The organism is Sorangiineae bacterium MSr12523 (genome assembly GCA_037157775.1).
GTDB lineage: Bacteria > Myxococcota_A > Polyangia > Polyangiales > Polyangiaceae > Pendulispora > Pendulispora brunnea.
The window spans coordinates 1,466,080-1,491,293 of sequence record CP089982.1; the positions used below are offsets into that span (position 1 = coordinate 1,466,080).

Below are 25,214 nucleotides of genomic sequence, written 5' to 3' on the forward strand. Positions count from 1 at the left end.
GAAAACCCGTACTGCACAAATAGGACACATTTGGCCCTAATTGCCGCGTTACACTGGAAAGCGATGCCTCGTCCCACCACGCGCGTGCTGACCGTCCTCGAGTTGCTGCAGACGCACGGTCGCATGAGCGGCGCGGAGCTGGCGCGGAGGCTCGAGGTGGACCCGCGCACGGTGCGCCGTTACATCGCCATGCTCGAGGAGATCGGTATCCCCATCACCGCCGAGCGCGGGCGCGATGGCGCGTACATGCTCGTGGCCGGCTTCAAACTGCCGCCGATGATGTTCACCGACGACGAGGCGCTTGCGCTCTCCATCGGGCTGCTCGCGGTGCGAGGTCTCGGGCTCGCCGAGGCGGTGACCTCCGTGGCCAGCGCGCAGGCCAAATTGGAGCGTGTGATGCCCCCCAACTTGAAGCGCCGCGTACGCGCGGTCGACGAGACCGTGACGCTCGATCTCGCGCGGCGCGGGCGGGATGCACCGGAAAGCAACGCCGCGCTCGTGGCACTCAGCTCCGCCGCGCAAACGCGCACCCGTGTGAGCATGCGCTACCGCGCCAGCGCCCACGAAGAGACGCAGCGCGATTTCGATCCGTACGGCCTCGCCTACCGCAATCGGCGCTGGTACGCCGTCGGCATGTGCCATCTGCGCGGTGGCCTGCGCTCCTTCCGGCTCGACCGCGTGGAGGAGGTGCGCGCGATTGCCGCGCGCTTCACCCGGCCCGAAGGCTTCGATGCGCTCTCGTACCTTGCGCTGTCGCTGGCCACGTTGCCGCGTGCACACTCCATCGAGGTCCTGCTCGAGGCCGATCTCGAGACGGCGCGGCGTGCACTTTTTTCTGCCGCCGGTGTGCTCGAATGGACCGGCGAGCGCACGCTCCTGCGCAGCACCGCCGACGATCTCGATTGGTTCGCCCTCGAGCTGGCGCGCTTGCCGTTTTCCTTCGAGGTGCGCGCGCCCGATGCGCTGCGCATCGCCGTGGTGTCACTCGCTGAGCGGTTGCTGCGACTCGGGCGCCCGCACGCCTAGGTAGGCGAGCAAGCTCGCGGTCATCTCTTCCGCCCACGTCGACCACGCGAAGTGCGTCTCCTTTGGCGTGTGCGGCGCCATGAGGGAGCGAAACTGCATCGTGCCCATCACCATGCGCACGGCGAAGCCGACCGCCACGCGCGGATTCGGATGCGAGATCTCGTCCTTTCGTTCGGACATGATCGCGAACAGAACCTCTTCGAGCTCGACCCCGGCCTTGCTCAAGTGCGCGATGACCACGGGATCCTTGTGCGCCTGCTCGTAGAAGGCGCGCAGAAAGCCCTCGTGGCGGCGATGCAGCTCCACCACCAGCGCGATGATGCTGCTGATGATGGTCTCCGTGTCGGCCTCCTTCCAGCCTTCGCCCGTGGCGAGGCCGCGCAAGGTGAGGAGGCCTTCCTCCAAGTGGTGCAGGACCACGTAGCGGAAGAGATCGCCCTTGTCCTTGAATCGCGTGTAGAATGCACCCACCGAGCAGCCCGCCTCGCGCGCGATGTCTGCGACGGTGGCGCCATCGAGCCCGCGTTCGGCGACGAGCTTCTCGAAGGCCGCGACGATTCGATCGAGTTTGAGCCGGCTGCGCTCTTGAAGGGGCAGGTTTACCCACCGAATCACACTCGGACTGGTGGGCTGCCGGCGCCGGTCGGAATTCTTCCTCGGTGGCATTTCCTTGGGGGCGCGGCTGGTGGACATCGAACCAAACGAATATGAGCGGTCATTCATCGCCGGTCTAGAGGTTGACGGAAGTCGCATCATCAGCTAGGCAAAATATGAATCAAGATTCTGGTTCGCAATAGTCAAAACCAGAGAAAAAAACAGTCCTGCTCGAACAGTGGTGGACGCGACAAAGCATCTACTGAAGTCTACGAGCGGGGAGAGTCCGTCGTTCCGAAAGGGGTGAGTCATGGGTCCCAGGTTCGCAAAAGCCGCCATGGGCGTGCTGGCCATAGGCATGATCGCGGTCTCGGGTACGAGCGCAGACGCCGCCGAGAGCGCGCCTTCGTCTGGGTTCAACGACTGGAGTTGTAGACCTTCCGCCGCGCACCCGAATCCCGTGGTGCTGCTCCATGGGCTCTTCGGCAATGGTCCTGGCAACTTCAGCTTCGTAGGCCCTTATCTGGCCCTGAATGGGTATTGCACCTTCGCCCCAACGTACGGTCAGGCGATTCCCGGAATCCCGGTTGGAGGCTCAATCCACATCGCCGATTCGGCCAAGGAAATTGCCGCATACATCGAAAAGGTGCGCACCACCACCGGAGCCGCCAAAGTCGATATCGTCGGGCACTCCGAGGGCGGATTCCATTCGATCTATGGTCCCAAAATGCTCGGCTATGCCGACAAGGTCGGGCACGTGGTAGCGCTGGCGCCCCCCACGCACGGGACGACGTTCCTCGGTTTGGTGAGCGTGGGCGATTACCTGGGACTGCGCCCCTTCGTCGATCAGGTGCTCAACACGGTGGGCTGCCATGCGTGTTCGGAGATCATCGTCGACGGCGCAGAGGTGAAAAAGCTCGAGGTAGGTGCCATCGCGCAGCCGGGCATCGACTACACGATCATCGTGTCCAAAGCCGACCCTCTAGTCGTTCCCCACGAGAACTCGTTCATCAAAGAAGAGGGAGTGAAGAACGTATACCTGCAGGACACGTGTCCGTTCGATCCGTCGGGCCATATCGGGCTCGCGTTCGATTTGGATGTGGCCCAGATGATTGGCAATGCGTTGGATCCCGATCATCCGCGCCGTATTACTTGCAGCTTCGGCCCACCGATCTAATTGGGATAGCAGTCCCGTGATCGTGCACGTGCTCGTGTCCCGTGATCGTGATCGTCTTTCGTGGTCGTGATCGTGCACGCGCACGCGCTCGTGCACGAAGCGGTGCGTGGGAAGCGCCCCCGCTGGTCTCTTCGAGCGCGTGCGCGTGCACGACCACGATCACGTGAACGATCACGGTTCACGATCCCGCTACCTCGCGTGGACGCCCAACGAATTCACATCGAAACTGAAACTGCGGCCATTGGCGGTGGCGGTGACCTTGATGGAATCGGCGTCCACGCGGGAGTACGTAACGGTGAGCGTTTTGTCCTTGGGCGTCTCCAAGATGTAGGTGCCTGCCTGCGGCACGGGATCTTTCCAGCGCATCTCGACGCCTTGGATCGAGAGAGCCCAGTGGCCGCGCGGGCTGCTCCAGTTCAGGTTCCCGCTGTCGGTGAAGCCCACTCCGATGTCGCCGCCTAGCGCGGTTTGCGTGCGGTCGCCCGTGCCGTGGCCGGAGCGGCCGTCGGAGATGCGCGTCCACGTGACGTTGTGAACGACGCGGCGAGAGGGATTCGCCGTGTTCCAAGTGACTTCCGCGGTGCCGTTGACCTTCACCAGGCCGTTCGAAAAATCGGTCCACGTGTGGTCGACGATGATGCTGCCCGCATCGTTGTGCGTCACCTTGACCTGCGATTTGCCCGAGAACGTGTGGCCTCGGTAGACGCAGCTTCCAGGGCGCGCGCCGTACGTGATGCTCAACGTGCTGCCGACCAAGGTCGTCTCGGCACACGGAAGCTGCGTTGCGATGAAGGTGCGAAGCTGCGTCGCAGCGGCTTCGACGGCGCCGCCGATGGTGAAGTTCGTGGAAATCTCGATGCTTGCGCTCGTCAGGTTGTTCGCCTGCGAGCTCAGTGAGCTCTCTTCGACGGCCTCGAGGGCCTCGGATTGCGAGAGCGGCTCTTCGTTGTTTCCCGTCTTGCTGGCGCAGGCCGGCAAGGTCAGCGAGACGAAGGCCACGGACGACAGGAGCCACGAGATGCGCATGAGGGCGCATCGTTGCAGGCTCCTTGCCATGGCATTTTCTGCCAAAATGGGCCCTTCCGCGCCCGAGGTGTGTACGTCCGGTAACACGAAGCAAGTGGACGCCGGCCTCCGCCAGCTCTAAAAATCGACCAAGTCGAGATGCGGTCGCGTGTGCTCACCCTGCTTCGGGACCACGGGTTCAATCGGACATCGTTCCAGGTACTCGAGGTCGGTTTTCGCTATTGGTTCTGCGAGCAGGGCTGCGTCGCCTACGCCGACACCGGCCACGCGTGGGTGGCAGCCGGCGCGCCCATTGCCGGCGACGATGCACTGGCCTCCGTGACCGCGGCGTTCATCGCGGCCGCGCGGGAAAAGGGGCGCCGTGTTTCCTTCTTTGCCACCGAAACGCGCCTTCTCACGGCCTCGAACGACCTCGCGTCGCTGCAGATCGGCGAGCAGCCGGTATGGGATCCCGCGGGCTGGCCGGACATCGTCAAAGGCAGCCGCAGCCTTCGCGAACAGATCCGCCGCGCCCGCGCCAAGGGCGTGACGATTCGCAAGCTCGCCACCGAGGAAGTCGCACCCGGCACCGTCGCCCGCTACGCGATGGAGACGCTCGTCGCGCGCTGGCTTTCCACGCGCGCCATGGCTCCCATGGGCTTTCTCGTCGACGTGCAGCCCTTCGATTTTCCCGAGGAGAGGCGTTACTTCGTCGCCGAACGGCAGGGCGCCATCGTCGCGTTCTTGGCGGCGGTTCCCGTGTATGCGCGCGGCGGCTGGCTCATCGAAGACTTGGTGCGCGGCTCGGGTGCGCCCAACGGCACGGGCGAAATGCTCATCGACCAAGCGATGCGCCTGTTTGCCGCCGAGGAAAGCCACGACGTCACCTTGGGCCTTGCGCCGCTCTCCGGCAGCGTGAACCGCTGGCTCGGCGCCGCGCGCTCCGTCGGGCGGGCGCTCTACGATTTTCACGGCGTGCAAGCCTTCAAGGCCAAGCTAAAGCCGGATCGCTGGGAGCCCACGTACCTCGCGTACCCCAAGGGCGCCAGCGCGGTGCTTGCGGTCTACGACGTGCTCGTCGCCTTCGCGCGCGGCAGCCTCTCGCGCTTCGGCATGGAGACGCTCCTGCGCGGGCCCGCCTTCGTCGTCCGCGTGCTCGCGGCGCTGCTCGTGCCATGGACGATTTTGCTCGCCTCCGTCGAGACGCGAAAATGGTTCCCCGCACCTTGGATCAAGTGGGCGTGGGTCGGCTTCGACATCGCCGTGATGATCGGGCTCTTCGCCCTGTCCTCGCGCTTTCGCCCCCGCCTCGCGCGTCTGCTCGCCGCTGCGGTCACCATGGACGGCCTCCTCACCTTGACGGAGGCCGTCACCTTCAATGTGCCGCGCGTGCACGGCCCGACGGATTGGGTCGTCATCGTGCTCGCGTGCCTGGCGCCCACCCTGGCCGCCATCGTCCTCTGGGGCGCCCAGGCCACGCGAACGTCCGCGTAGATCCCCTTATTTCTCCGCGCGGTACTGCACGCCGAGCTCGCGGAAGAGGAACGCATACGTCTGCGCATCTTCCTCCGCGCGCTTGAAGACATTGGTGCCCATGCCGTGGCCCGAGTCCATCCACGTGCGCAGGAGCACCGGCGAATCCGACGTCGAGATGGCCTGCAGCTTCGCCGTGAAGGTGCGGGCATCGGCCGGGTTCACGCGCCCATCGGTCACGCCCGAAATGACCAGCACCGAGGGATACGCGGCAGGCTTTACGGTTTGGTACGGCGAGTACGCGAGCAGCTTCGGCGCCATGGCCGGATCGCTCATCGAGCCGTACTCGGGGACGTTGAACTGCCCATTCGGCCACGCCTCGTAGCGGGCCATGTCCAGAATGGGCACGCCGACGATCGCGACGCGCGCAATGTCGGGCCGCTGGGCGAGCACCGCGCCCATGAGCAATCCGCCGTTCGAGCGCCCGATGATGGCTAGCTTGGCGCGCGACGTGTATCCGGCACTCACCAGGTGATCGGCGCTGGCGATGAAGTCGTCGAAGCAGTTTTGCTTGCGGGCGAGCTTCCCGTCGGCATGCCACGCCGGGCCCATATCGCCGCCGCCCCGAATGTGGGCGATGGCGACAATCCCGCCTTGATCGAACCACACCCGATTGCGTGCATCGAACTTGGGGGTCAGCGAGATGCCGTAGCCGCCGTAGCCCGTCAGCAACACTGGCGTCTCGGGCGATCGCTTCGCGCCTCGAACCTGCAGAATCGTGACGGGGATGCGAGCGCCGTCGCGCGAGCGAGCTTCTTCGTCGATGATCTCGATATCGTCGAAGTTCACCGGCGACTCGGAGAAGATGGGCGTCTTCTTCAACTCGAGACTCTTCGCATCGAGGCGCTGCACCGACAGCGGGGACGAGTACGAGATGACGTTGACGTACAGCGAGCCATTCGCCTCCGCCGCCGGGTACACGTTCGCCCTCGCGGGAAAATGCGCATCTCCGCGCAGCTTGCCCGTGAGATCGAACACCCGCCCGCGGACGTTGGCGCGAATGATGTCGAACACGACGAGGTTGTCGCCCGACACGGAAATCCCAGAGATGTTGCGCTCCTCGGCGGGTACGACGAGCTTACCCGCCGCGAGCTTCGGCGTGCGCGCGGGCACGCGAAGGACCGACCCGGGAGAATCGTTCTTCTGCTGCACGACGAACAGGGCATCGCGCGAGGCCTCGACGAAGGTCACGCCATCGCCCACCTCGGCCAGAAGGCTCCACGTGTAGCCTTTGGCCGACGGTGTTCCGACGAACCAACGGTGATCGCCGCCGTCGCCGATGGCGACCCGGCACACGATGGTGCCGGTTTCCGTGGCACGCGATAGGTCCAGTTCCGCGATGTCCGTCAGCCCGGTGAGCGGCACCAACTCATCGCGCTCGATCGGCGTGCCGAGCACGTGCCGATAGAGCTGCTGGTAGCGATGGACCTCGCCCGGCGGCCGCTCGCCGGGCGCCGGGAAGCGCGTGTGGAAGATCGATTTCCCATCGCCCGAGAAGGCCGCGCTTCCACCCGCGGTGGGGTACTGCACGCGCGGGATGGGGCCGTCGACCAGCTTGCCGGTGGCGGTCTCGAAGATGGAAAGGCTCCCGTCCTCGCTGCCGTTCTTCGACAGCGACAGCGCGATGCGCTTTCCATCGCGCGAAACGGTGAACCAGTCGATGGAGGTCTGCCCGCTCGGATCGAGCACGGCGGGGTCGATGACCACACGCGCCGCATCCGGCTTTTCGAGCGAGGAAACGTGCACGATGGCCGGCTGCGGCGCCGAGGGCGCGCGGCGCATGGCGTAGTAGCCGTTCGTCGTGCCCTGGATATCGGTGAGCGTTGGCTTGGAGCGCTTCGTCAGGCTCGTGAAGCGGGCCCGCAGCGCATCGAGGTGCGGGTAGCCACGCAGGTTCGCCGTGGTGAAGTCGTTCTGCGCATCGACCCACTTGGTGACCGCCGGATCCGCCGAATCGCGCAACCACGCGTAGTCGTCCTCGAACGAGATGGCGCCGGCCTCGATCGTCTCCGGCTTTTTTGCCGTGGGCGGATACGCGAGGCGCGCCTTGGCTGCGGCGGCGGCCGGCGCGGGTGCAGGCTCGGCCTTGGGTGGCGGCTCGGAAGACGGTGGCGGCGACCCGCCGCAGGCTGCAAGCAACACGGATACGAGGGGAACGACGCGGGAACTACGCATGATACCGCTTTACGACGAGAACGCGCCGGCGACTAGCTCGTACGACCTACGCCGCGCAGCAGCATCGTAGGCGTGGGTCGCCAGCATGACCTCGTCGGCCGCCGTGCTCGAGACCGCCGCCTCGATGCGCGCGCGCACGTCCGCCGGGGTCCCGACGATCTGCATCCGCCGGAAATGGGCCACCGCCGCTTCTTCCAGGGGCGAAAACTCGTGGGCCAAGGCCTCGTCGGGGCTTACCAGGCGCCCTGGCTTCCCGGCCCGGAGCTGCGCGAACGAGACGAGCACGGAGGAGGCCAGACGCCGCGCTTCCTGCACGGAATCGGCACAAAAGACCGAGAGCGCCAGGATGGCATGCGGCCGCTCCAGCGGGCCCGGACGAAAGCGCTGGCGGTAAATGTGCATCGCTTCCTCCGGCGGATCGGGGCTGAAATGCCCTGCGAATGCGAACCCGAGACCGAGCGCCGCCGCGAGCTTCGCGCTGTACGAGCTGGAGCCCAAAAGCCAGATGGGCGGAAGCTTCACGTCGTCGGGCATCGCGCGGATCTTCGCGAAGGGATGCTCCGCCGGCATGGCGTCGTTCCCGAAGCCGCGCAGCTCCTCGAGCTGGTCGATGAAGTCGTCGGCCACGAGCGCCTCCCGCGAGCGGCGCAAGGCCAGCGCGGTGAGCGTGTCCGTGCCCGGCGCGCGGCCGAGGCCCAAATCGATGCGTCCCGGGTGCAGCGCCTCGAGCAGCCGGTACGACTCGGCGACCTTGAGCGGCGAGTGGTTCGGCAGCATCACGCCGCCAGCGCCCAGCCGGATCCGCGAGGTGAGCGGTGCCACATGGGCGATGAGGATCTCGGGCGTCGTGGTGGCGATGCCCGGCATGTTGTGGTGCTCGGCGTACCAAAGGCGCGTGTAGCCGGCCCGTTCCGCCGTGCGCGCGAGCTCGACGGAGGCTTCCAACGTTTCCCGGCTGGTCATTCCGCGACCGAGCGGGACCAGGTCCAGAACGGAGAGGGGTAAGGTCATGCTCGCCGAATCTGGGTAGTGTCCAGCAAAACCTTTGGCAATGGCACCGGGGTCGAGTGCCCAACCTATTGTGGAGGTGGCGAGGTCCATCCACCGCATGACGAGGTTCGGGTGTCCAGCACGAAGCGCTTAAACAAGCTTCTCGCCTTCTTTCGCCAAATCTGATCAAAAGGAGGCGTGAATTTCGTTCCGGCGGTCCGCTTGCACGCGGAAACGGTGATGGTGACCCGAACCGAAGGCCTGGGAACCTCGTACGAGGAGGTCACCATGCCGCTGATCACCTTGACCTTCCACTACGACACCGGTGCGGCGCGCGATATCGCGGCCGAAACGCGTTGCCGGCACGCGCTGGAACGCCTGGGGGCGGTGGATCTTGCGTGCGTCGACGACGTCGCCCCGCCGGTCGATTGCAACGCCGACTTCATCGTCCGCATGGACGGGGATGCCCATTCGTACTGTGCCTTCACCGCGCAGGCGCTGCCCAAGCTTCGCGCGCTGGGCTTTCGCGTTACGGTGGACGAGAAGTACCCCTTCCAGGTCGTCGACACCCACGCGCCGTGGTTTCTGTCGATCAATTCCGCCGGCGAGGAGCTGCCCGACTGGTTCAGTCTGGAGCTGGGCGTCGAGGTCGATGGCAAGAGGGTCGACCTTCTGCCGATGGTGATCGAGCTCATCGAACGGGCCAATGGCGAGGAGGGCGGCCTTCCCGCGCTGGAAAAGACCTTCCCATCGCTGGTGTCGATGCAGGTGAGCGAGACGCACCACGTGACGGTGAGCCGCGAGCGGCTTCGCGCGCTGCTTCACGTGGTCATCGAGCTATGGCAGGACAGCTTGCACGGCGGATTTACCTTTCCGCGGGCGCGCGCGACGGCCTTGGTGCCGCTCGACGAGCAATTCCGCAGCGAGGGCACGCGTATCAGCTGGCGCGATCCCGAGCACGTGGCCGACCGCGCCTTCGCCCTGGCCGCGCGCCCCAAGAAGGTGGAAAAGCCCGCGCTGCTGAAGGCGACCTTGCGCTCGTATCAGGAAGAGGGCCTCGCGTTCTTGCAGCACCTGCGCGCCAATGGCGTGGGCGGCGTGCTGGCCGACGACATGGGCCTGGGCAAGACGCTGCAGACGATTTCGCACATCTGCAAGGAGAAGGAAGAGGGGCGCATCACCTCGCCGATCCTGATCGTCGCGCCCACGAGCCTGGTGGGCAATTGGAACAACGAGATCAAGAAGTTCGCTCCGCACCTGCGGGTAACCTTGTTCCGGGGGCCGGGGCGGCATGCGCTGTGGGACGAGATCCCGACGAGCGACGTGGTGGTGACCACGTACCCCGTGCTGGTGCGCGACGAAGAGCGCTTCGAGCAGCTGCAGTTCCACATGGTGGTGCTGGACGAAGCGCAGGCCATCAAGAACGTGACCAGCCTGGCGCACAAGGCCATCAAAAAGGTCAACGCCGAGCACAAGCTTTGTCTGACGGGCACGCCGGTGGAGAACCACCTGGGCGAGCTCTGGGCGCTGTTCCATTTCTTGAATCCGGAGTTGCTCGGCAACGAGGCTTCGTTCCGCACGCGCTACCGCCAGCCCATCGAGCAGCTCAAAGACGAAGACCGCCTCGAGTCACTGCGCGAGCTGGTGGCGCCCTACATCTTGCGCCGCATGAAGCGCGAGGCCGCGCGCGAGCTGCCGCAGAAGACGGAAATGATGAGGCTCATTCATCTTTCCGGCAATCAGCGTGAGCTGTACGAACAGATTCGCGTGGCCGCCCACGCGGACGTGCGCAAGGTCATCAAGCAAAAGGGCCTCGCGGCGTCGGCGGTGCCAATCTTCGGGGCGCTCCTGCGCCTGCGGCAAGTGTGCTGCGATCCGCGGCTGGTGCAGATGAACGCCGCGCGCTCCGTGCGGACCTCGGCCAAGTACGATTCGTTCTTCGAATTGCTCGAGGGGCTGCTCGAAGGCGGGCACCGCGTGCTGGTGTTCTCGCAGTTCACGAGCATGCTGTCGCTGCTGGCCAAGGGGCTGGAAGAGCGCGAAATCGAGCATTTGATCCTGACCGGCGCCACGCAAGATCGGCAGGCCAAGGTGGATGCGTTCGAGCAGGGGCTGGCGGACGTGTTCTTGATCAGCCTGAAGGCGGGCGGTACGGGCTTGAACTTGGTGAGCGCCGATACGGTGATTCACTACGATCCGTGGTGGAACCCGGCGGTGCAGTTGCAGGCGACGGACCGCGCGTACCGAATCGGCCAGCAGCGCCCGGTGTTCGTGTACAACCTCGCCGTGGCGGGCAGCGTGGAGGAGCGCGTCATGATGATGCAGCACCGCAAGCGCCGCGTGTCTTCGATGCTCTTGGGCGACGAGGAGCAATCGGCGGGGCTCACCGCCGACGACGTGGAGACCTTGTTGGCGCCGCTGCAGGACGATGACCGGCCCGCGGTTTCGCGGGTGGCATCGCACAAGCCGGGGGCGGGCGCTTCGCCGGTGGCCGCGAGCGCGTAGTGGACCTACGCTTCTGAGCATCGGTGGCCGATGCTGCGGGTCGCGTTCTTTCTCGTCGCCGTTGTCATCGGGATCGCTCTCGGCAACTCGTACATCGGGCGTCTTCCGAACCATGCGGGGTACTTTCTCGTCGCGGCCGACGACGAGGTGCGCGTGCCCCTCACGGTGAGGCCGCGGCACACGGTCGTGATTGTCATCGATGGCCTGCGCCGTGACTCTGCGGAGACCATGCGGGTGATCCGGGTGCTCGAGGCCGCCGGTCAGTGCCGCGTTTCCGATCAGGGGCCATGGACCGTATCGCGGCCGGTCTACGCGCTGCTCTCGACGGGGCTCGAGGTCGCTCGCCACGGTTCGCGGAACAACGATCGGACGACGCCGTTGGCCGCCGAATCCATCTGGCAGATCGCCCGAGCGTCCGGCCGAAGTGTCGCGGGGAGTAGCCACCTGCCGTGGTTTCGGGAGCTCTTTCCGAGTGGCTTCGATCGCTTCGCCGTGCACGAGATGCACGACGTGAACATCTTCGAGGGCGCCGAGCTCCGCGACTTCGATTTGTTTCATCCGCTGTACGTCGACGAGGCGGGCCACCATCATGGCGCGGCCTCGTCCGACTACGCTGCGGCGGTCGCACGCGCCGACCGCGAGACGATGGAGCTGTTGAAGGGCGTGGATTTGGCGCGCGATCTCGTCGTGTTCACGGCCGACCACGGTCACACGGCGAAGGGCGGCCACGGAGGGCCGCAGCCGGAGGTGAGGGACGTCCTTGCGTGCTTCGCAGGGGTGAACGTGGCAAAGCGCAGCGATCGCGGCCCCTTCGACGGCCGCAATACGGCCCCGGCGCTCGCCGTGCTCACGGGATTGCGATTCCCGCACCACATGCGCGCTGGTGAGGATGCTCTCGACGAGCTTTGGGAGATTGCCCATTTTTCCGAGGCCGACCGCGCCTATGCGCAGGATCGCCGTGCCGCGGTCGAGCGCTTTCGCGAGACCAACCGCGCGGCGCTGGTGCGATGGCTGGGGGATGAACCCGGAACATGGTCGCGCCTTTACGCGCGGGAGTCCCGGGCGCAGGCGCTTCGTGGCGTGGCGGTCGGGGTGCTTGCCGTGCTCTTTCTCGCGGCACGACTCCGGCGTTCGGGGAAGGTGGGGGCGACGCTCGGCTGGATGGCCGCGAGCGGTCTGGCGCTCTGGATGGCGCACCGGGGCGTGCTGGGCGCATTCGACTTCGGCTCGATCAACCTGCGCGAGAACTACGTCCCACGCGCCTTCGCGGTGGCCGGCTTGGGCACCATCGCGGCCCTTGCGGTGCATCGGGCGCTCCTTCACGGGGCAGGCCGGCTTGCCAGGGATTTCGCCACGCTGATCGGCTTATTCCTCTTCGTGAACCTCGGGCACGTCGTCGTGTATGGCTGGCCGCTCGGCTTTCCGCTGCCATCGGGCCCGGCGAGCTACGTGCCGTTCATCGGCGCGTTCGTGCTCGTGGTCTACGGCATCACGGGCTTTTTCATCTGCGTGGCCACCACCGGCGCCTGGTCGGCGGTGCGCCAGGGAATATCGGGCCACCAGCGCTCGCGCACCGGTGGCAGCCCGGGCTCGAAGCTCTGACCGGGCTTGGGCGTGACGATATCGATCTTCGCGCGTTCCGCCGCCGCGAGCGCGCGCTCGATGGGCTCCGTCCAGCCGTGGTACGCAAGGTTGAAGAGGCCCCAGTGCATGGGCACCATGAGCTGCCCTCGGACCATGCGGTGGGCCTCGACGGCCTGCTCCGGGCCAAGATGCCAATCGGGCCAGGCGGCGTCGTACTCGCCGACTTCGAGCATGGCCACGTCGAAGGGACCGAGCCGCGCACCGATGTCACTCATGAGCGGAAAGAGCCCCGTGTCCCCCGAGAAGTACGCGCGATGCTGGGCGCCGATGAAGGCGTAGCCCGCCCATAGCTTGGTGTCATTGTCGAAGAGGGTGCGGCCCGAGGCATGGCGCGCGGGCGTGCACACGATGGTGAGATCGCGAATGTGTGTACTTTCCCACCAATCGAGTTCGACGATGCGGTCTTCCGCGACACCCCAATAGGCAAGGTGCGCCCCCACGCCGAGCGGCACGACGAAGGTGGTATTCCAATCCTTCATGGCGACGATGGTGCCGTAATCGAGATGATCGTAATGGTCATGCGAGATGACCACGGCATCGATGACCGGGAGCTTCTCTTGGACGATGGGCGCCGTGAGAAGCGGCGGAAACCAGCGTTCGGGTCCGGCAAAGGTGACCGGCGATGCGCGCGGGCTCCACGCGGGATCGGTGAGGATGCGGTGCCCGTCGATTTCGACGAGCATCGAGGAGTGCCCCAGCCACGTGAGACGCAAACCGGACGGCGGGGAAGTCGCAAATCGGTCCGAGGGCACCGGGAGCGTTGGAATCGGCTGCGTGGGGCTGCGATAGGGGCTCGCGTGGGCCATGTTTCGGATGGTGAGCCACGCGTCGTTGTCCAGCGGCTGCGGGTTGGCGAAGTGCCCATTCTTCCAATGAGGAGAGCGCTCCATGCGCGCACGCCGGGCCCCCTCCGCGCGATGTCCAAAGGCCGTCCAACCCGCAACGACGGTCAGCGCCACCGCAAGGAGGACCAGCAGGCCAACCGCCCGCACGATGCGACGCCACCAGCTGCGCTTGCGCTGATTCATCCGGGCCGTACGGCCCTCATAGGCCTCATCAGCTCCGGAGTCCTCAGCCTGCGCCCCGCTCATTCGGAAGAGGTGCTACCACTTGGACAATGTTTGTCAAACCTGTCACACCTGTCACGTCTGGTCGTTCCGCTCCCGTAGACTCGGACGAGCACGACGATGAGCAGTGAAGCGCCGAGCAGGCCGGCGAGAATCGGCCACGCGCCAGGTTGCATTTTCCCCGAAGCATCGAACATCTGCCCGCCCAGAAAGCTGACGAGAAGAATCGGTGGCACGTAGCCGATGAGCGAACCCCAAACTTGGGTCCAGAACCCCACCTTCGAGACACCCAGGAAGGAGTGCAGCACCTGCGGCATCCAGAAGATCAAACGGAGGAGGACGACGCTCTGAAATGCGTTTCTCTCGAGCGCGTCATCGTACTTTCGAAACCGGGCGGGTATGCGCGCCGAGACCCAGTCCTTCGCCACGAAGCGCGCGAACGAGAAGCCGACGACGCTGGCCAACATCGTCCCGGTCATCGAGAGCACGAACGCCGTTTTCCACGGCCAGATGAGCGGCGCCGCGACGACGAAGACCGTCCCAGGGACGCCGAACGGCTGCAGAACTGCATAGGCAACGACGAACGCAAGATAACCCCACGGCCCCATCGCGACGAGCGTCCGGGCGAGGGTCTTCGGCTCGGAGACCTGCGCGAAGATGCCCAAATGATAGGCACTCGCAAGCGCAGCTATCACCAGGACAACGGCGCCCATCTTCGCGTAGCGCACCGTTATGCTCCTAGCCGATTGATGTCCTCGGACTCGAGTATGAATCGATCGGCCTGTCCTTCGACCACGCGCAACATGGCGCGTCCGAGCGTCTCCGACGTGGTGACCAAGGATGGCCAGAAGCGCATGAAGAGGGGGAAAATAGGCTTCAACAGGACGATTCCAGCCTGATAGAGCCACACGCGGCTCTTGATCCCCGCTCCGGGCCGTATGAAGCCCGGTCGGACCACGCCGGCATGTTGGAACGTCATCGATTGCAGCGCGCCCTCCACGCGCTGCCGCACGCGCGCCCACATCGCGTTCCCACCCGCGCCGGCGCCCGAGCAGTAGCAGAACGAAAGCTGGGGGTTGAGACGAAGGAGCGCGCGCGCCCAGGCAAGTGTCAGCTCCTCGGTCACCTTGGCGTAGGCCGCCTCGTCGAGTCCGACCGAGCTGATACCCACCGCCCAAATGCAGGCGTCGTAGCCGACGAGTTGGTCTTCGACACCCGTGAAATCGAAGAGATCTGGCAAGAGCAGCTCACGCAATTTCGGATGCTCGACGCCGCACGAGCTTCGTCCGACGCTCAGCACCGACTCCACCTTGGGATCATCGAGCGCTTCACGGAGGGTGCCTGCGCCGACCATGCCCGATGCGCCGAAAAGGATGACTCTCATTGGAAACCCTTCGTGGCCCGTGCCTGGGCGGTTGATGTCCAAATGTTCGTGCTGTACACGTCAGTTCCCTTTCTCTTCCGGGCGCCGGCGACGTTTTCCCGTTCGTGCGAAGCGATCCACGAGAATCCGCATACGGTATTCGAGCACCGCCGTCGTTGGTTCATCTGCAAGAAGGCCATCGAGGGCAAGAAGGAAGACTTCGGCCGTGTCTTCATCTCCAAGCACGGCCGCAACGCACCGGAGTGCGACCTTTCGGTGCTGCGCGGCGATCTTGGGGTCCAGCCGCTCGCAAACATCATAAAACTCCGCCCCCATAGGTGCCCCAACCATATCGGACCAAGGTTCGAGCACCATCACTTTGCACACGTTGAGCAGTCGCTCCTTTGCCTTGCCTGGGCCGGTGGCAGCCTGCTGGGCAGCCGGGTATCGTGCGACCAACCAATCCGCGAACACCGCCGTAAAGACGTCTTCCTTGTCCTTGAAGATTCGATAGAGCAGCGTGCGCGAAATATTCGCGCGCTTAGCAATGTCCTCGAACGAGGTCTTCGAAAAGCCAAAATTGAGAAAACACCATCTCGCCGCGTTCAAGATCCTCGAGCGACGCGCCGCAGCCTCTTCCTCCGTCATGCTGGCCGGCATGGTGCATGTTGTGACAATGGGAGCTCCAATTGTCAAGATGTCCCAATCCGGTCGCGCGCTCCTTGTTCAGCTGGGCCCGATTCGATTTCTTTTCGGGAGTGCGAGCACGCGTTCATCGAACCGCCCGCTCTTGATCTCGCGACTCTCGCACTCACTCCTGCGACGTGCATTCCACCCGCACGAATCGAGTAGCGGATCTAGGTTAGCCGGCCTCCCGGAGCGCGGCAGGCAGGCCCTCGAGCGCGCAAGAAAAATGCCGGTCAGCAGACGCTCTTCCGCAGGTGCACAATATCGAGCCATGGCGCGACGAACCCCACGTTGTAGCTACCCGTTCTCCGCAACGCGCGAATGCGGACGTCGACGTCTTGACGTGTCACTTAATACACCATTTCAACTCAGCCACTTTAGCGGCCCCGCTGCCACCGGCAGCCAACACAAAAAACTGCGCGAAATCGTCTATGGCAACTTTTCGCAACCTTTCCGACATTGCCGGCGAGCTTGCAGACTACGATGTATGTTGTTCTGCCTCGGCGTCTAACGCGTGCTCGAGGCGACGGATTTGGTTGCAATAGGGCGGGAGACCCAAGGCATGCCATCCGTTGTGGGCAAACTCTGATTCGAGGGGCTGTCCGCCTCTCCTGGTACATGAAATTCCGTTACCTCATGCGCGTCGCGTGGTAAGCGCTGGCCGACGTTCATGTAATATGGTGCAAATGCCACTCATCTTCTGCCCGGACTGCGCCGCACAAGTCTCCGATGCTGCTCCGGCGTGTCCTCGCTGTGGCCGGCCCCACGAGGGGGCCAAGACGCAGCATGTACCGCTCCAAGCTTCAAACGAACGGATACTGTTTCAAGACCGGTCAGTTACGGTCACGAATCTCCGCTTGGTTGTTGGCAAAGACACAACCTATGCCATGTCGAACATCACGAGTGTGCGAGAGCTGGTGCAGCCGCGACCAACAATTGCACTATTCGCTGGACTAGTCATGACGGTTCTGGGCACGTCCCGCTGCAATCAGGCTGAGAACGCAGATTCGGGAATGATATGGATGTGGATTGCTCTGCTTGGTATTCTACCGCTCTACGTCTACGTCCGAACCAAACCAAAATATTGGGTTCGCGTCGGTACGGCCGGTGCTGAGACCAATGCAATCTCGTCAGAGGATCCCCGATGGACGCGTACCGTGGTCGATTCCATCAATGCCGCAATCGTTTCTCGCGGTTAAGGTTCTTGCCATTAGACTGGTTCGCGATCTTCTACGTCAAAAGTGAGAGCGCTTCGCGAATGATTGTTTCGAGGGATGGCGTCAATGTTGCCGTGCGCTCCGCGATGGTTGTGAGTGCGTGGTGTGCTTGGGATTCCTTGAAACCCATGGCTATCAGCGCAAGGAGGGCCGTCTCCGATTCGTGCACGCGCTGGCGCGGGTGAATGGAAGACTTCGGGGCAGGTTCAGGACGCGAGGCCCGTCTCTCGGTCCTTTTCTTCTCGATGTACTCGCGACCGAAATCGCGTTCCGCCGCGAGGCGGTTATGAGATCGGCACCGGACCCTCAGGTTGATTGCTTCATCGGTGCCGCCGAGTGCACGGGCCTTGATGTGGTCGAGCTCGAGGAATGACCGAGATTCACAGCGCCGGCCGGTCTCGTCGACGAACGTGCATTGTCTACCGTCGCGTTCGAATACCTCGTGCCGAATTGCCCTGGTTACATAACCTGCGCGGGGCCTGCTGCGACGAGCTTCCACGGTTGGACGGCTCGCTTTGCCAAGCCGTCGCTTCTCGAGATCGACGAGGAGCAGATCGAGTGCACGTTCGAGGACGACCGCCAGATCTCCATTTGGATTCGCATGGCGCATGAGATCCGCGGCGCGCTCGATCTTTTTCTTGAGCTCCGCAGACGCAGTGAATTGCACTTTGTACCGTTTCGACGACAGGGGTTCGATGCGAGATGTTTTCGATGCGGACGCGGGCGTTCCCGCGCTGGGCTGAGCGACGGCCAATTCGGGCACCGCTCGAATCAACGAAGGCGCGTCAGCACGAGGAAAGTGCGTCGCAAGGAGTTCCTGTAACTGCGCCTTGGTCTTCCCTGCAGCGGCTTGCAACAATTCTACATGATTACTATCCGTCATATGCTCGCGTAGCAGCAGCAGGCCGGTCAGGTGAATCTCGCCTCGTTCGATCATGGTGAGCGCCAGTGGAAATCTTCGGGCGAGGCGCGATGCCGCGACCCGCCGGCACGCTTCGTCCTCGCTCATCCCTAGCCTGCGTACGCAAAATTCGAAGAGTGACGAGCAGGCGGACTGTAAATCGAGGCGCCTCTCCTCGACATCAATCAAATAGGCAAGAAGGCGCGCGAGAAGAACGTGGCTTTGGCCGACGAGGACGCGAAGGCCCGAAAGCAGCTCTTCATTGGAGAGATCGGCGAGCTTCATAGCTCCTACTTACCATCGCCTTTTTTGTCCCTCTTCAATGCGCCTCATGACTCGATCGGGCGTGCGGAGGATCGTTCGGGCTTCGTCGTTCCGACCATCGACGGATGCCGCAATACGCGAGTCTCTCGGCCGATACTCGGCAGGGCGCGACCGCCTCGAGGACGTGATTGCAAAATGTCCGTCAATGGAAATCGACGCTGTCTATCCCATATCCCGGTTCCTCCTCCATCGCGGAGGTGGGGTTATCTTTTTTGAGATCCGTTCCGGACCGCTCACGCGCTGCAGGCTCAACAAACGCGTTTGCATCGGCGCGTCGCTCGAGATTACCGTGTCGTGGTGCGAGTGCCGCGGTCGATGGCTTGTTGGAGCAATGAATCGAATTCGGCGGGGCGCTCGAGCATGGGCCAGTGGCCGACGTTTTTCATGACGATGACCTCGAATTGCGGGGCGTATTTGCGGTTTTCGTCCAACTTGGTTGGCTGGAGATCCGAGTTGACGGCGACGATGGGCGCCTTGACCTTGCGGATCTCCGTGCGGCCGTCGTAGGCGAATCCGCTGCGCAGGATGGGGATGACCACGTCCGGCTTCATCGTGGCGACGCCGTCGAGCACGCGCCGAACGACGGCGGCCGGGGAGCTCGCGACGAATCCCCTCTTGAGAATGGCCTGCGCATTGGGAACGAAGTCCTTTTGCAGCGGCGCGAAAAACGCGTCCGTCTCCTCGCGCGATGCAGGCCCACCAATTTCTTTCAAGGTGTCGATTGGAATGAGGCACGCGGTGCGGTCCGGCAATTGGTTGGCTGCATCGATGATGATTTCTCCCGACATCGAGTGCCCGATCCACACGATGCGCTTGAGCCCCAGCTCGTCCGCGATCGCACGAGCGTCGGCGGCGGCGGCCTGGTACGTCGAATCCTTTCGGTTCGTGCCCGACGCCCCATGGCCTGCGATGTCCATGGCAACAACCCGGTAGCGTTGTGAGAATTGCGTGAGTTGCTCGTCCCACCAGTGCGCGTCCCCGAGCCAGCCGTGCAGGAAGAACAGCGCGATCTCTCCACGACCGCCCTCTCGGTAATGAATCTTGACGCCATCGGCGGCGGTCACGAATCCGTCACGGATCGACGTCGTCTCGCCGCTCGTCGTGGCACCGGTCGTTGGTGAAGCCGCAGGTTCGGGCGCGTGCCCGCCGCACGAAGCGATGCCCAGAGCGATACCGAGGAGCCATTCACGGCGCATTTCGAAAAGCATGGCGCAATCATCGCGCCTGTGGCGTGCCGCGATCAATGGTGCCGCAGATCCAAAATCCTCTTCCAGCGCCGCAAGCGCGTATGATGACGCACCATGAATCCGATTTCCCGCGTCGTGGTCAGGGCCATCGTTCCCATTGCGACACTTCTGACGGCTTGCGGCGGTGGTGAGGCCGTGGCGCCGCCTCCACCGGCGGCGACTCCGCCGGCGCCGCCGCCCCCCGCGGCGGCGACCCCCGCGCCCGCGGCCTCCGCATCGTCGGAGCCGACGGTCCTCACGGAAGAGCAGAAGCGGCGTGACGCGGCGCGGGTTCCTCTGGCGTCCTCGGTCATCGATGCATTCGCCAATTGGAGTGGCCTCTTTTCATCGCTGGTGGCGGCCTATTCGCCCGATGGAAAACGAATCATCTTCGGCTCGCTCCGCGATGGCACGCCCCAGATCTACGCGGGAGACGTTGCTCGTCCCGCCGATTCGCCCAAAGCGCTAACCACCGGGCCGGAGCGCGCCATGTCGGCGGCGTTCACCCGCGATGGCAAAGCCGTCCTGTTTCTGCGCGATACAGGTGCCGACGAAAACTTCGCCATCTGGCGCGTCAACGCCGATGGCACGGGCCTCACGAACTTGACGCCGGGCGAAGTGCTGCATCGTCAGGACGTACTCCTGCCCCGGCGCAAACCACAAATGATGCTCTACGGCGCTCAAAAGGTGAGCGAGCTGGCGACGAAGGTCTTTTCCCAATCCATCGATGGCGGCGAGCCCAAGATCGTCTACACCCACCCAAAACCCGGCTATGCCGTGGACACCACGCCGGATGGGGCGCGCGTGCTCTTCCTCGAATACCTCTCGCTCAGCGACAGCGTCTTGAGCGAGATCGATCTGGCCTCGGGCAAGCCTCGCCGCATCTATCCCGCCGAGGGCAAGAAGGGCAATGTCTTCTCGTCGCTCTACTCTGCCGACGGCAAACGCATCCTGATTGCGACGGACGAAGGGAGCGAGTCTTCGCTGCTTCTCTCGCTCGACGCGGCAAGCGGCAAAGAGCTGGCGCGTTATACGAATACCTCGCCCAAAGGCGCGATGCTGCAGATTGCCGTTTCACCCAAAGGGGATACGCTCGCCATGCGGGTCGATGCCGGAGACCACGGTGAAGTGCGCATTCTGGATGCGAAGTCGCTCAAGTTGCTTCGCGCGGTGAAGGTTCCCCTTGGGCAGGTGGAGCTGGGAACCTTTCGCGAGGATGGACGCCGATTCAGCATCATGATCTCGCTCCCGAGCCAGCCACCCAATGTCTTCGAGGTGGACGTGGCCGCGGGCAGCGTGCACCCTCTGCGCGACGACAAGCATGCGGGGCTCGATCGCTTGCCGCCCGTGCAGGCCACCATCTCCACCATCGCGGCATTCGATGGGATGAAGATCCCCGTCAATGTGTACCTTCCCGCCGACCGCGCCGGCACGGAGAAGAAGAAGCTTCCGACCATTGCGATTTTCCACGGCGGGCCCGCTGGAAGCTATGCGGTGCGTTGGAGTCCGGTGAATCGGTTTCTGGTGGCATTGGGGTATGCCGTCGTCGAACCCAACGTGCGCGGCTCCACGGGATTCGGACGAGCCTACGAGATGGCCGACAACCGCGAGAAGCGCGCGGACTGGCTGAAAGATCTCGAGGCCGTGAATGCATGGGCCAAGGCGCAGCCATGGTGCGATGGCGAGCGCGTGGTCGTTTGGGGCGGAAGTTATGGCGGCTACACGACATTGATGGCCCTCACGCGGCAGCCATCCATCTGGCGCCTTGGGGTCGACCTCTTCGGGATTGCGGACTTGAAGGCCTTCTTGCGCACGACCTCTGCCGAGATCCGCAGCGCCTTCGTCGATGAATTCGGCGATCTCGAAAAGGACTCTGCGCTGCTCGACCAATTCAGCCCGATGCGCGATGTCGACAAAATCGTCGCGCCCCTTTTCGTGTACGCAGGGCAAAACGATCCACGCGTACCCCGCTCGGAGTCGGATGCCATCGTTCGCGCGCTGCGGACGCGTCGGATCCCCGTCGAGTACATGCTCGCCGCCAACGAGGGGCACAGCTTGGACCGCCGCGAGACCAAAGTCGAACTGTTCACCCGCGTAGCCCGCTTCCTCGAGGACAACCTGAAGCCCTGAATCAATGCGGGCATCACCCCCTTGCCACTTCCTCGATCGGGTTGTATATACAACGCGTGTCCACTCGGAGCGTGGCGAAAAGCATCGCGGAGCAGTGCCTTGCGATGCGCATGCGGCGTTTGAATCGCGTGATTACGCGAATCTATGACGAGGAGCTGCGGCCGTACGACGTGGGGGTGGCGCAGCTCAATGCCTTGGTGGCGTTGGGGCTTGCGGGCGAACTTCAGCCGGCGCAACTTGGTGCCGTGCTCGACGTGGAGAAGTCCACGCTCAGCCGGAATCTGCGCCGGCTCGAGGAGCGCGGGTGGATCGATATCGTCGGACAGGGCAGTGCCCAGCGGGTTAGCCTCACCGCGCGTGGGGAAGCCGTGCTGGGCAAGGCGCGTCCTGCGTGGGAGCGTGCTCAGAAGAGGGCGCAGGAAACGTTGGGAGGCGAGCTCGCGGGCGCGCTTGGCGCGATCCCCGTCATTTGAAAGCGCAAAGGCGCGTCCCCCGCGCCATTTTTCGTGTGTGCGGGTTGTATATACAACGTGGAGAGAACCGTGAAACTCGATTTGCATCCCACCGTGAAGCTCGTGAAGAAGAAGGCCACCACGGTGCGTCCTGCGATGGACGCGGCGAAGCTGCGCGCGCTTTGCCTCGAGGCAGGTGCCGATGACGTGGGCTTCGTCGCGCTCGATCGGGACGAGGTTCGCGATCAACGCGACGAGATCCTCTCCGTGCTACCGGGGGCGAAGACCCTGGTTTCCTTCGTCGTTCGCATGAACCGAGACGACATTCGCTCCCCGGCGCGGTCGATGGCCAACCTCGAGTTTCACCATACCAACGATGCGATCAACGACGTCGGGCGCGCCATCGTTCGGGCGCTGCTCGATCATGGGCATCGCGCGGTGCTTCCCTCGGCGGGATTCCCCATGGAAATGGACCGCTTCCCCGGTAAAACGTGGCTCGTTTCGCACAAGCCCATCGCCGTGGCCGCAGGGCTCGGGGCCATGGGCATTCATCGCAATGTGATTCACCCGCAATTTGGCAATTTCATCCTGCTCGGCACCGTCGTCACGGACCTCGCATGGGCCGCCGACGAAGCGAGCACCCCGCTCGATTACAATCCGTGCCTCGAGTGCAAGCTCTGCGTCGCGGCATGCCCCGTGGGTGCCATTGGCTCGGACGGCCATTTCGACTTTTCCGCGTGCTATACGCACAATTACCGCGAGTTCATGGGCGGTTTCACCGATTGGGTCGAAAACATTGCGGACGCCGCCAACGCACGCGACTACCGCGCACGGGTCAGCGACAGCGAGTCCGCGTCCATGTGGCAGAGCCTCTCGTTCGGCGCCAACTACAAGGCGGCGTATTGCCTCGCCGTCTGCCCCGCGGGCGAGGACGTGATCGGGCCCTTCTTGTCCTCGCGCAAAGACTTTACCGCGCAGGTGGTTCGACCGTTGCAAGACAAAGTGGAACCCATTTACGTCACCGCAAAGTCCGATGCGGAGGCGTACGTCGCGAAGCGCTTCCCGCACAAGCGTATTCGCCGCGTCAACAGCGGCCTGCGCGTGAACAGCATCGAGGCGCTCATCCGGGGCATGCCCCTTCGCTTCCAACGCGGCCAATCCGACGGCCTGGCGGCGCGCTACCACTTCTCATTTCATGGCAGCGAGCGTGTCGACCTCACGGTCGACATTCGCGATCACGTGCTCACGATCGAGCGTGGCCTCGCGGGGGAGGCCGACGTGCACGTTACCGCCGACGCCGAGGTGTGGCTCGCTACGCTCCGAAGGGACAAAAGTCTGTTCTGGGCTCTGCTCACCCGCCGTGTTCGCGTACGGGGAAAACTCACGCTGCTGCGGCGGTTCGGCGCGTGCTTTCCCTAAGACCGACACGCGGCGGGTTTGGGAACCTGGCCCAGGGAGGCGATGCAATGGCTGATTCGTGTGTCGCAATCCCGCTTTGCCCCTCGGTTGCACGTGGCGTCGGTGCGCTGGAACACGCAGACGTAAGAAGGAGGCAGTACACGCTTGGATGTGGTGGTCTCATATCCGGCTGACCGCCGATGCACGCGATTTCTTCCCACATGCATGTGGCTCGCTCACACACCGGCGCGTCATTGGAATAACAACGAGAGGTCACTCGGTTCCACAGCCCATGGAAGTCTCGATAAACTTACAAGTCGCCGACCAGGACGAAAGACCGGGGGACCCGCTCGGTGATGCCGCCGGGTTGGCGGCACTTCTACGATTGCGATCGGAAGATTGGTATTCGCGTCGCACCGCCGTCGAAGACCTTCGGGTCCTTCGAACGCGCTACCACGATGCCGGCTACTATTTCGTCGATGCGGAGCCGCGGAGGTCGTTGGACGTGCAAGCCGCACCCGCGTCGATCGACGTTCGAATCCGTCCCGGCCCCGTCACCACCATCGAGCGGATCGACGTGGCGGGCGCCACGCGAATCCCCGAGGCGAGCATTCGAAAAGAGTTACTCGTGAAAGCTGGAGATCGTTACCGCGAGAGCCGAGTGGCCGAGACGGCGGATCGTTTGAAAGCGCTCGGGTTGTTTCGTCGTGTCGACGTCAAGTACGACCGAATTGAAGGGCACGACGACCGGGTGGCCCTCACCATCCAGGTGGAGGCGAAATAGGCGCGGAGGATGGCGTCAGAAATGAGGGTCCACGGGAGCTGGGAAACCCCTCCGATGTTCACGGTCCGGCTGGTGAGTTGCAGGTGGAGCGGCTGCGCTTCCAACGGAATCGGCCCGGCCGTGACCGCGATTTTTCTCGGTTTTTTGCACGATGTCGGATCCGCACGCCCTTGAGGATGGCATACTAAAATGGACCGATGCCCTATGTGCGCCAAGCTTCGTGGTTTCTCTTGCCGCTTGGGCTCGCCGTGGTCTTCCTCGGCGCCTATGCAGTTTCCGGCGAAGACCGTGCTGCGACCATCGCCAATGGGATTCTCCTGATGAAGCTCTTCGCCTTGGTGGGCTTCACCATGGCGACCACCCGGTTTTCCTGGGGCGATCGCATGCACACCGTCTGGATTCTCTTCGTGCTCAACATGGTGCTGCTTCTTTCGAAGGATCTTTTGTTCGGCTATTCGCAGCAAGGCCTGGGACTGCATCTTTCGCGCGAGTGGCAGAAGGCGATGTACGCCATCATGGTGTCCATCGCCAACATCGCGTCCACGGCCGCCACCGTGCTGCTCGCGCGAACCTGGCGCGAGGCGGGGCTGGAGATCTCTCCCTCGAGAAGCCGCCAGATCGCCAAGTTGGCAGTCGTGCCCTTTGCCGCCCTGCTCTTCGTGGTCGGCCTGCGCGCAAACCTGCAGCGGCTTCCGCCCGACGATATGTGGAAGACCACACTCCTGGTGCTCGTCCCCTTTGGAGACTTGCTCTGTTTTAGCCTGATTGGCCCGCTCGCCGTGACGGCCTTCTCCTTGCGAGGTGGAGCCCTGGCGACACCTTGGGCCATGTATGCCTTGGGCGCGGGCCTCTGGCTCGTTTGGGACATGGCCAATGCCTTCGCGCACCTGTCGGGTGTCATCGTCGAAGTGAACCGCGTGTTGGCCCTCGGCTACACGGGTGGCGCGGGCATTGCGCAATGGTGGGTCCTCCGCCACGTCAAATCGACGGCACCCGTCAGCGGTTGACCGGCGCCT

19 protein-coding genes are annotated in these 25,214 nt (G+C 63.9%); 9 read left to right on the forward strand and 10 right to left on the reverse strand.

Annotation, left to right across the window (positions count from 1 at the left end; translation table 11 throughout):
- Positions 1–63 precede the first annotated feature (63 nt).
- Positions 64–1,026, forward strand: coding sequence for a YafY family transcriptional regulator (locus LZC95_05880; protein WXA96365.1), 963 nt, complete (start codon positions 64–66; stop codon positions 1,024–1,026).
- On the opposite strand, the gene LZC95_05885 is transcribed toward LZC95_05880, so the two are convergent.
- Entirely contained in the window at positions 982–1,719 is a 738-nt protein-coding gene (locus LZC95_05885; GenBank protein WXA96366.1) for a TetR/AcrR family transcriptional regulator, read from the reverse strand. The two genes, LZC95_05880 and LZC95_05885, sit on opposite strands and share 45 nt — an antisense overlap.
- A gap of 211 nt (positions 1,720–1,930) precedes the next feature.
- Here LZC95_05885 and LZC95_05890 point away from each other — a divergent pair, with 211 nt between their 5' ends.
- Positions 1,931–2,797, forward strand: coding sequence for an alpha/beta fold hydrolase (locus LZC95_05890; GenBank protein WXA96367.1), 867 nt, complete (start codon positions 1,931–1,933; stop codon positions 2,795–2,797).
- Positions 2,798–2,986: 189 nt separating this feature from the next.
- Here LZC95_05890 and LZC95_05895 read toward each other — a convergent pair whose 3' ends face one another.
- Positions 2,987–3,823 carry a hypothetical protein gene (locus LZC95_05895; protein ID WXA96368.1) on the reverse strand — a complete coding sequence of 279 codons (837 nt, stop codon included), beginning with the start codon at positions 3,821–3,823 and terminating at the stop codon, positions 2,987–2,989.
- A 150-nt stretch (positions 3,824–3,973) separates the two neighbouring features.
- Between LZC95_05895 and LZC95_05900 the strand changes: the two genes are divergently transcribed.
- Positions 3,974–5,296, forward strand: coding sequence for a DUF2156 domain-containing protein (locus LZC95_05900; protein ID WXA96369.1), 1,323 nt, complete (start codon positions 3,974–3,976; stop codon positions 5,294–5,296).
- 6 nt (positions 5,297–5,302) lie between these two features.
- Here LZC95_05900 and LZC95_05905 read toward each other — a convergent pair whose 3' ends face one another.
- On the reverse strand, positions 5,303–7,510 hold the full coding sequence (locus LZC95_05905; protein ID WXA96370.1) for a prolyl oligopeptidase family serine peptidase: 2,208 nt from the start codon (positions 7,508–7,510) through the stop codon (positions 5,303–5,305).
- A 9-nt stretch (positions 7,511–7,519) separates the two neighbouring features.
- The gene (locus LZC95_05910) at positions 7,520–8,521 is read right to left on the reverse strand and encodes an LLM class flavin-dependent oxidoreductase (protein WXA96371.1); all 1,002 of its coding nucleotides are present in this window, start codon (positions 8,519–8,521) and stop codon (positions 7,520–7,522) included.
- A 177-nt stretch (positions 8,522–8,698) separates the two neighbouring features.
- Here LZC95_05910 and LZC95_05915 point away from each other — a divergent pair, with 177 nt between their 5' ends.
- Entirely contained in the window at positions 8,699–11,005 is a 2,307-nt protein-coding gene (locus LZC95_05915) for a DEAD/DEAH box helicase (GenBank protein WXA96372.1), read from the forward strand.
- 1,481 nt (positions 11,006–12,486) lie between these two features.
- On the opposite strand, the gene LZC95_05920 is transcribed toward LZC95_05915, so the two are convergent.
- The 6 genes from LZC95_05920 to LZC95_05945 form a co-directional block, all read right to left on the reverse strand.
- Complete coding sequence (locus LZC95_05920) at positions 12,487–13,677, reverse strand: MBL fold metallo-hydrolase (GenBank protein ID WXA96373.1); 1,191 nt, start codon at positions 13,675–13,677, stop codon at positions 12,487–12,489.
- 59 nt (positions 13,678–13,736) lie between these two features.
- Positions 13,737–14,444, reverse strand: a complete 708-nt coding sequence (locus LZC95_05925) for a VTT domain-containing protein (GenBank protein WXA96374.1) — start codon at positions 14,442–14,444, stop codon at positions 13,737–13,739.
- Positions 14,445–14,446: 2 nt separating this feature from the next.
- Entirely contained in the window at positions 14,447–15,100 is a 654-nt protein-coding gene (locus LZC95_05930; protein WXA96375.1) for a hypothetical protein, read from the reverse strand.
- Positions 15,101–15,160: 60 nt separating this feature from the next.
- Positions 15,161–15,739, reverse strand: a complete 579-nt coding sequence (locus tag LZC95_05935; GenBank protein WXA96376.1) for a TetR/AcrR family transcriptional regulator — start codon at positions 15,737–15,739, stop codon at positions 15,161–15,163.
- Between the two features lie 1,257 nt (positions 15,740–16,996).
- Positions 16,997–17,992, reverse strand: coding sequence for a hypothetical protein (locus LZC95_05940; protein ID WXA96377.1), 996 nt, complete (start codon positions 17,990–17,992; stop codon positions 16,997–16,999).
- 500 nt (positions 17,993–18,492) lie between these two features.
- Positions 18,493–19,416: an alpha/beta hydrolase gene (locus tag LZC95_05945; protein ID WXA96378.1), complete on the reverse strand. Its 924-nt coding sequence runs from the start codon at positions 19,414–19,416 to the stop codon at positions 18,493–18,495.
- Between the two features lie 93 nt (positions 19,417–19,509).
- Here LZC95_05945 and LZC95_05950 point away from each other — a divergent pair, with 93 nt between their 5' ends.
- From LZC95_05950 to LZC95_05970, 5 genes are all read left to right on the forward strand, one after another.
- Positions 19,510–21,564: a prolyl oligopeptidase family serine peptidase gene (locus tag LZC95_05950; protein WXA96379.1), complete on the forward strand. Its 2,055-nt coding sequence runs from the start codon at positions 19,510–19,512 to the stop codon at positions 21,562–21,564.
- A gap of 56 nt (positions 21,565–21,620) precedes the next feature.
- Positions 21,621–22,037: a MarR family transcriptional regulator gene (locus LZC95_05955; GenBank protein ID WXA96380.1), complete on the forward strand. Its 417-nt coding sequence runs from the start codon at positions 21,621–21,623 to the stop codon at positions 22,035–22,037.
- A gap of 69 nt (positions 22,038–22,106) precedes the next feature.
- Positions 22,107–23,435 carry an SCP2 sterol-binding domain-containing protein gene (locus tag LZC95_05960; GenBank protein WXA96381.1) on the forward strand — a complete coding sequence of 443 codons (1,329 nt, stop codon included), beginning with the start codon at positions 22,107–22,109 and terminating at the stop codon, positions 23,433–23,435.
- 271 nt (positions 23,436–23,706) lie between these two features.
- A complete protein-coding gene (locus LZC95_05965) occupies positions 23,707–24,198 on the forward strand; it encodes a hypothetical protein (GenBank protein WXA96382.1) in 492 nt (163 codons plus the stop codon).
- A 197-nt stretch (positions 24,199–24,395) separates the two neighbouring features.
- Positions 24,396–25,205 (forward strand): hypothetical protein, encoded by an 810-nt coding sequence (locus LZC95_05970; GenBank protein WXA96383.1) that lies wholly within the window; start codon positions 24,396–24,398, stop codon positions 25,203–25,205.
- Positions 25,206–25,214: the final 9 nt, after the last annotated feature.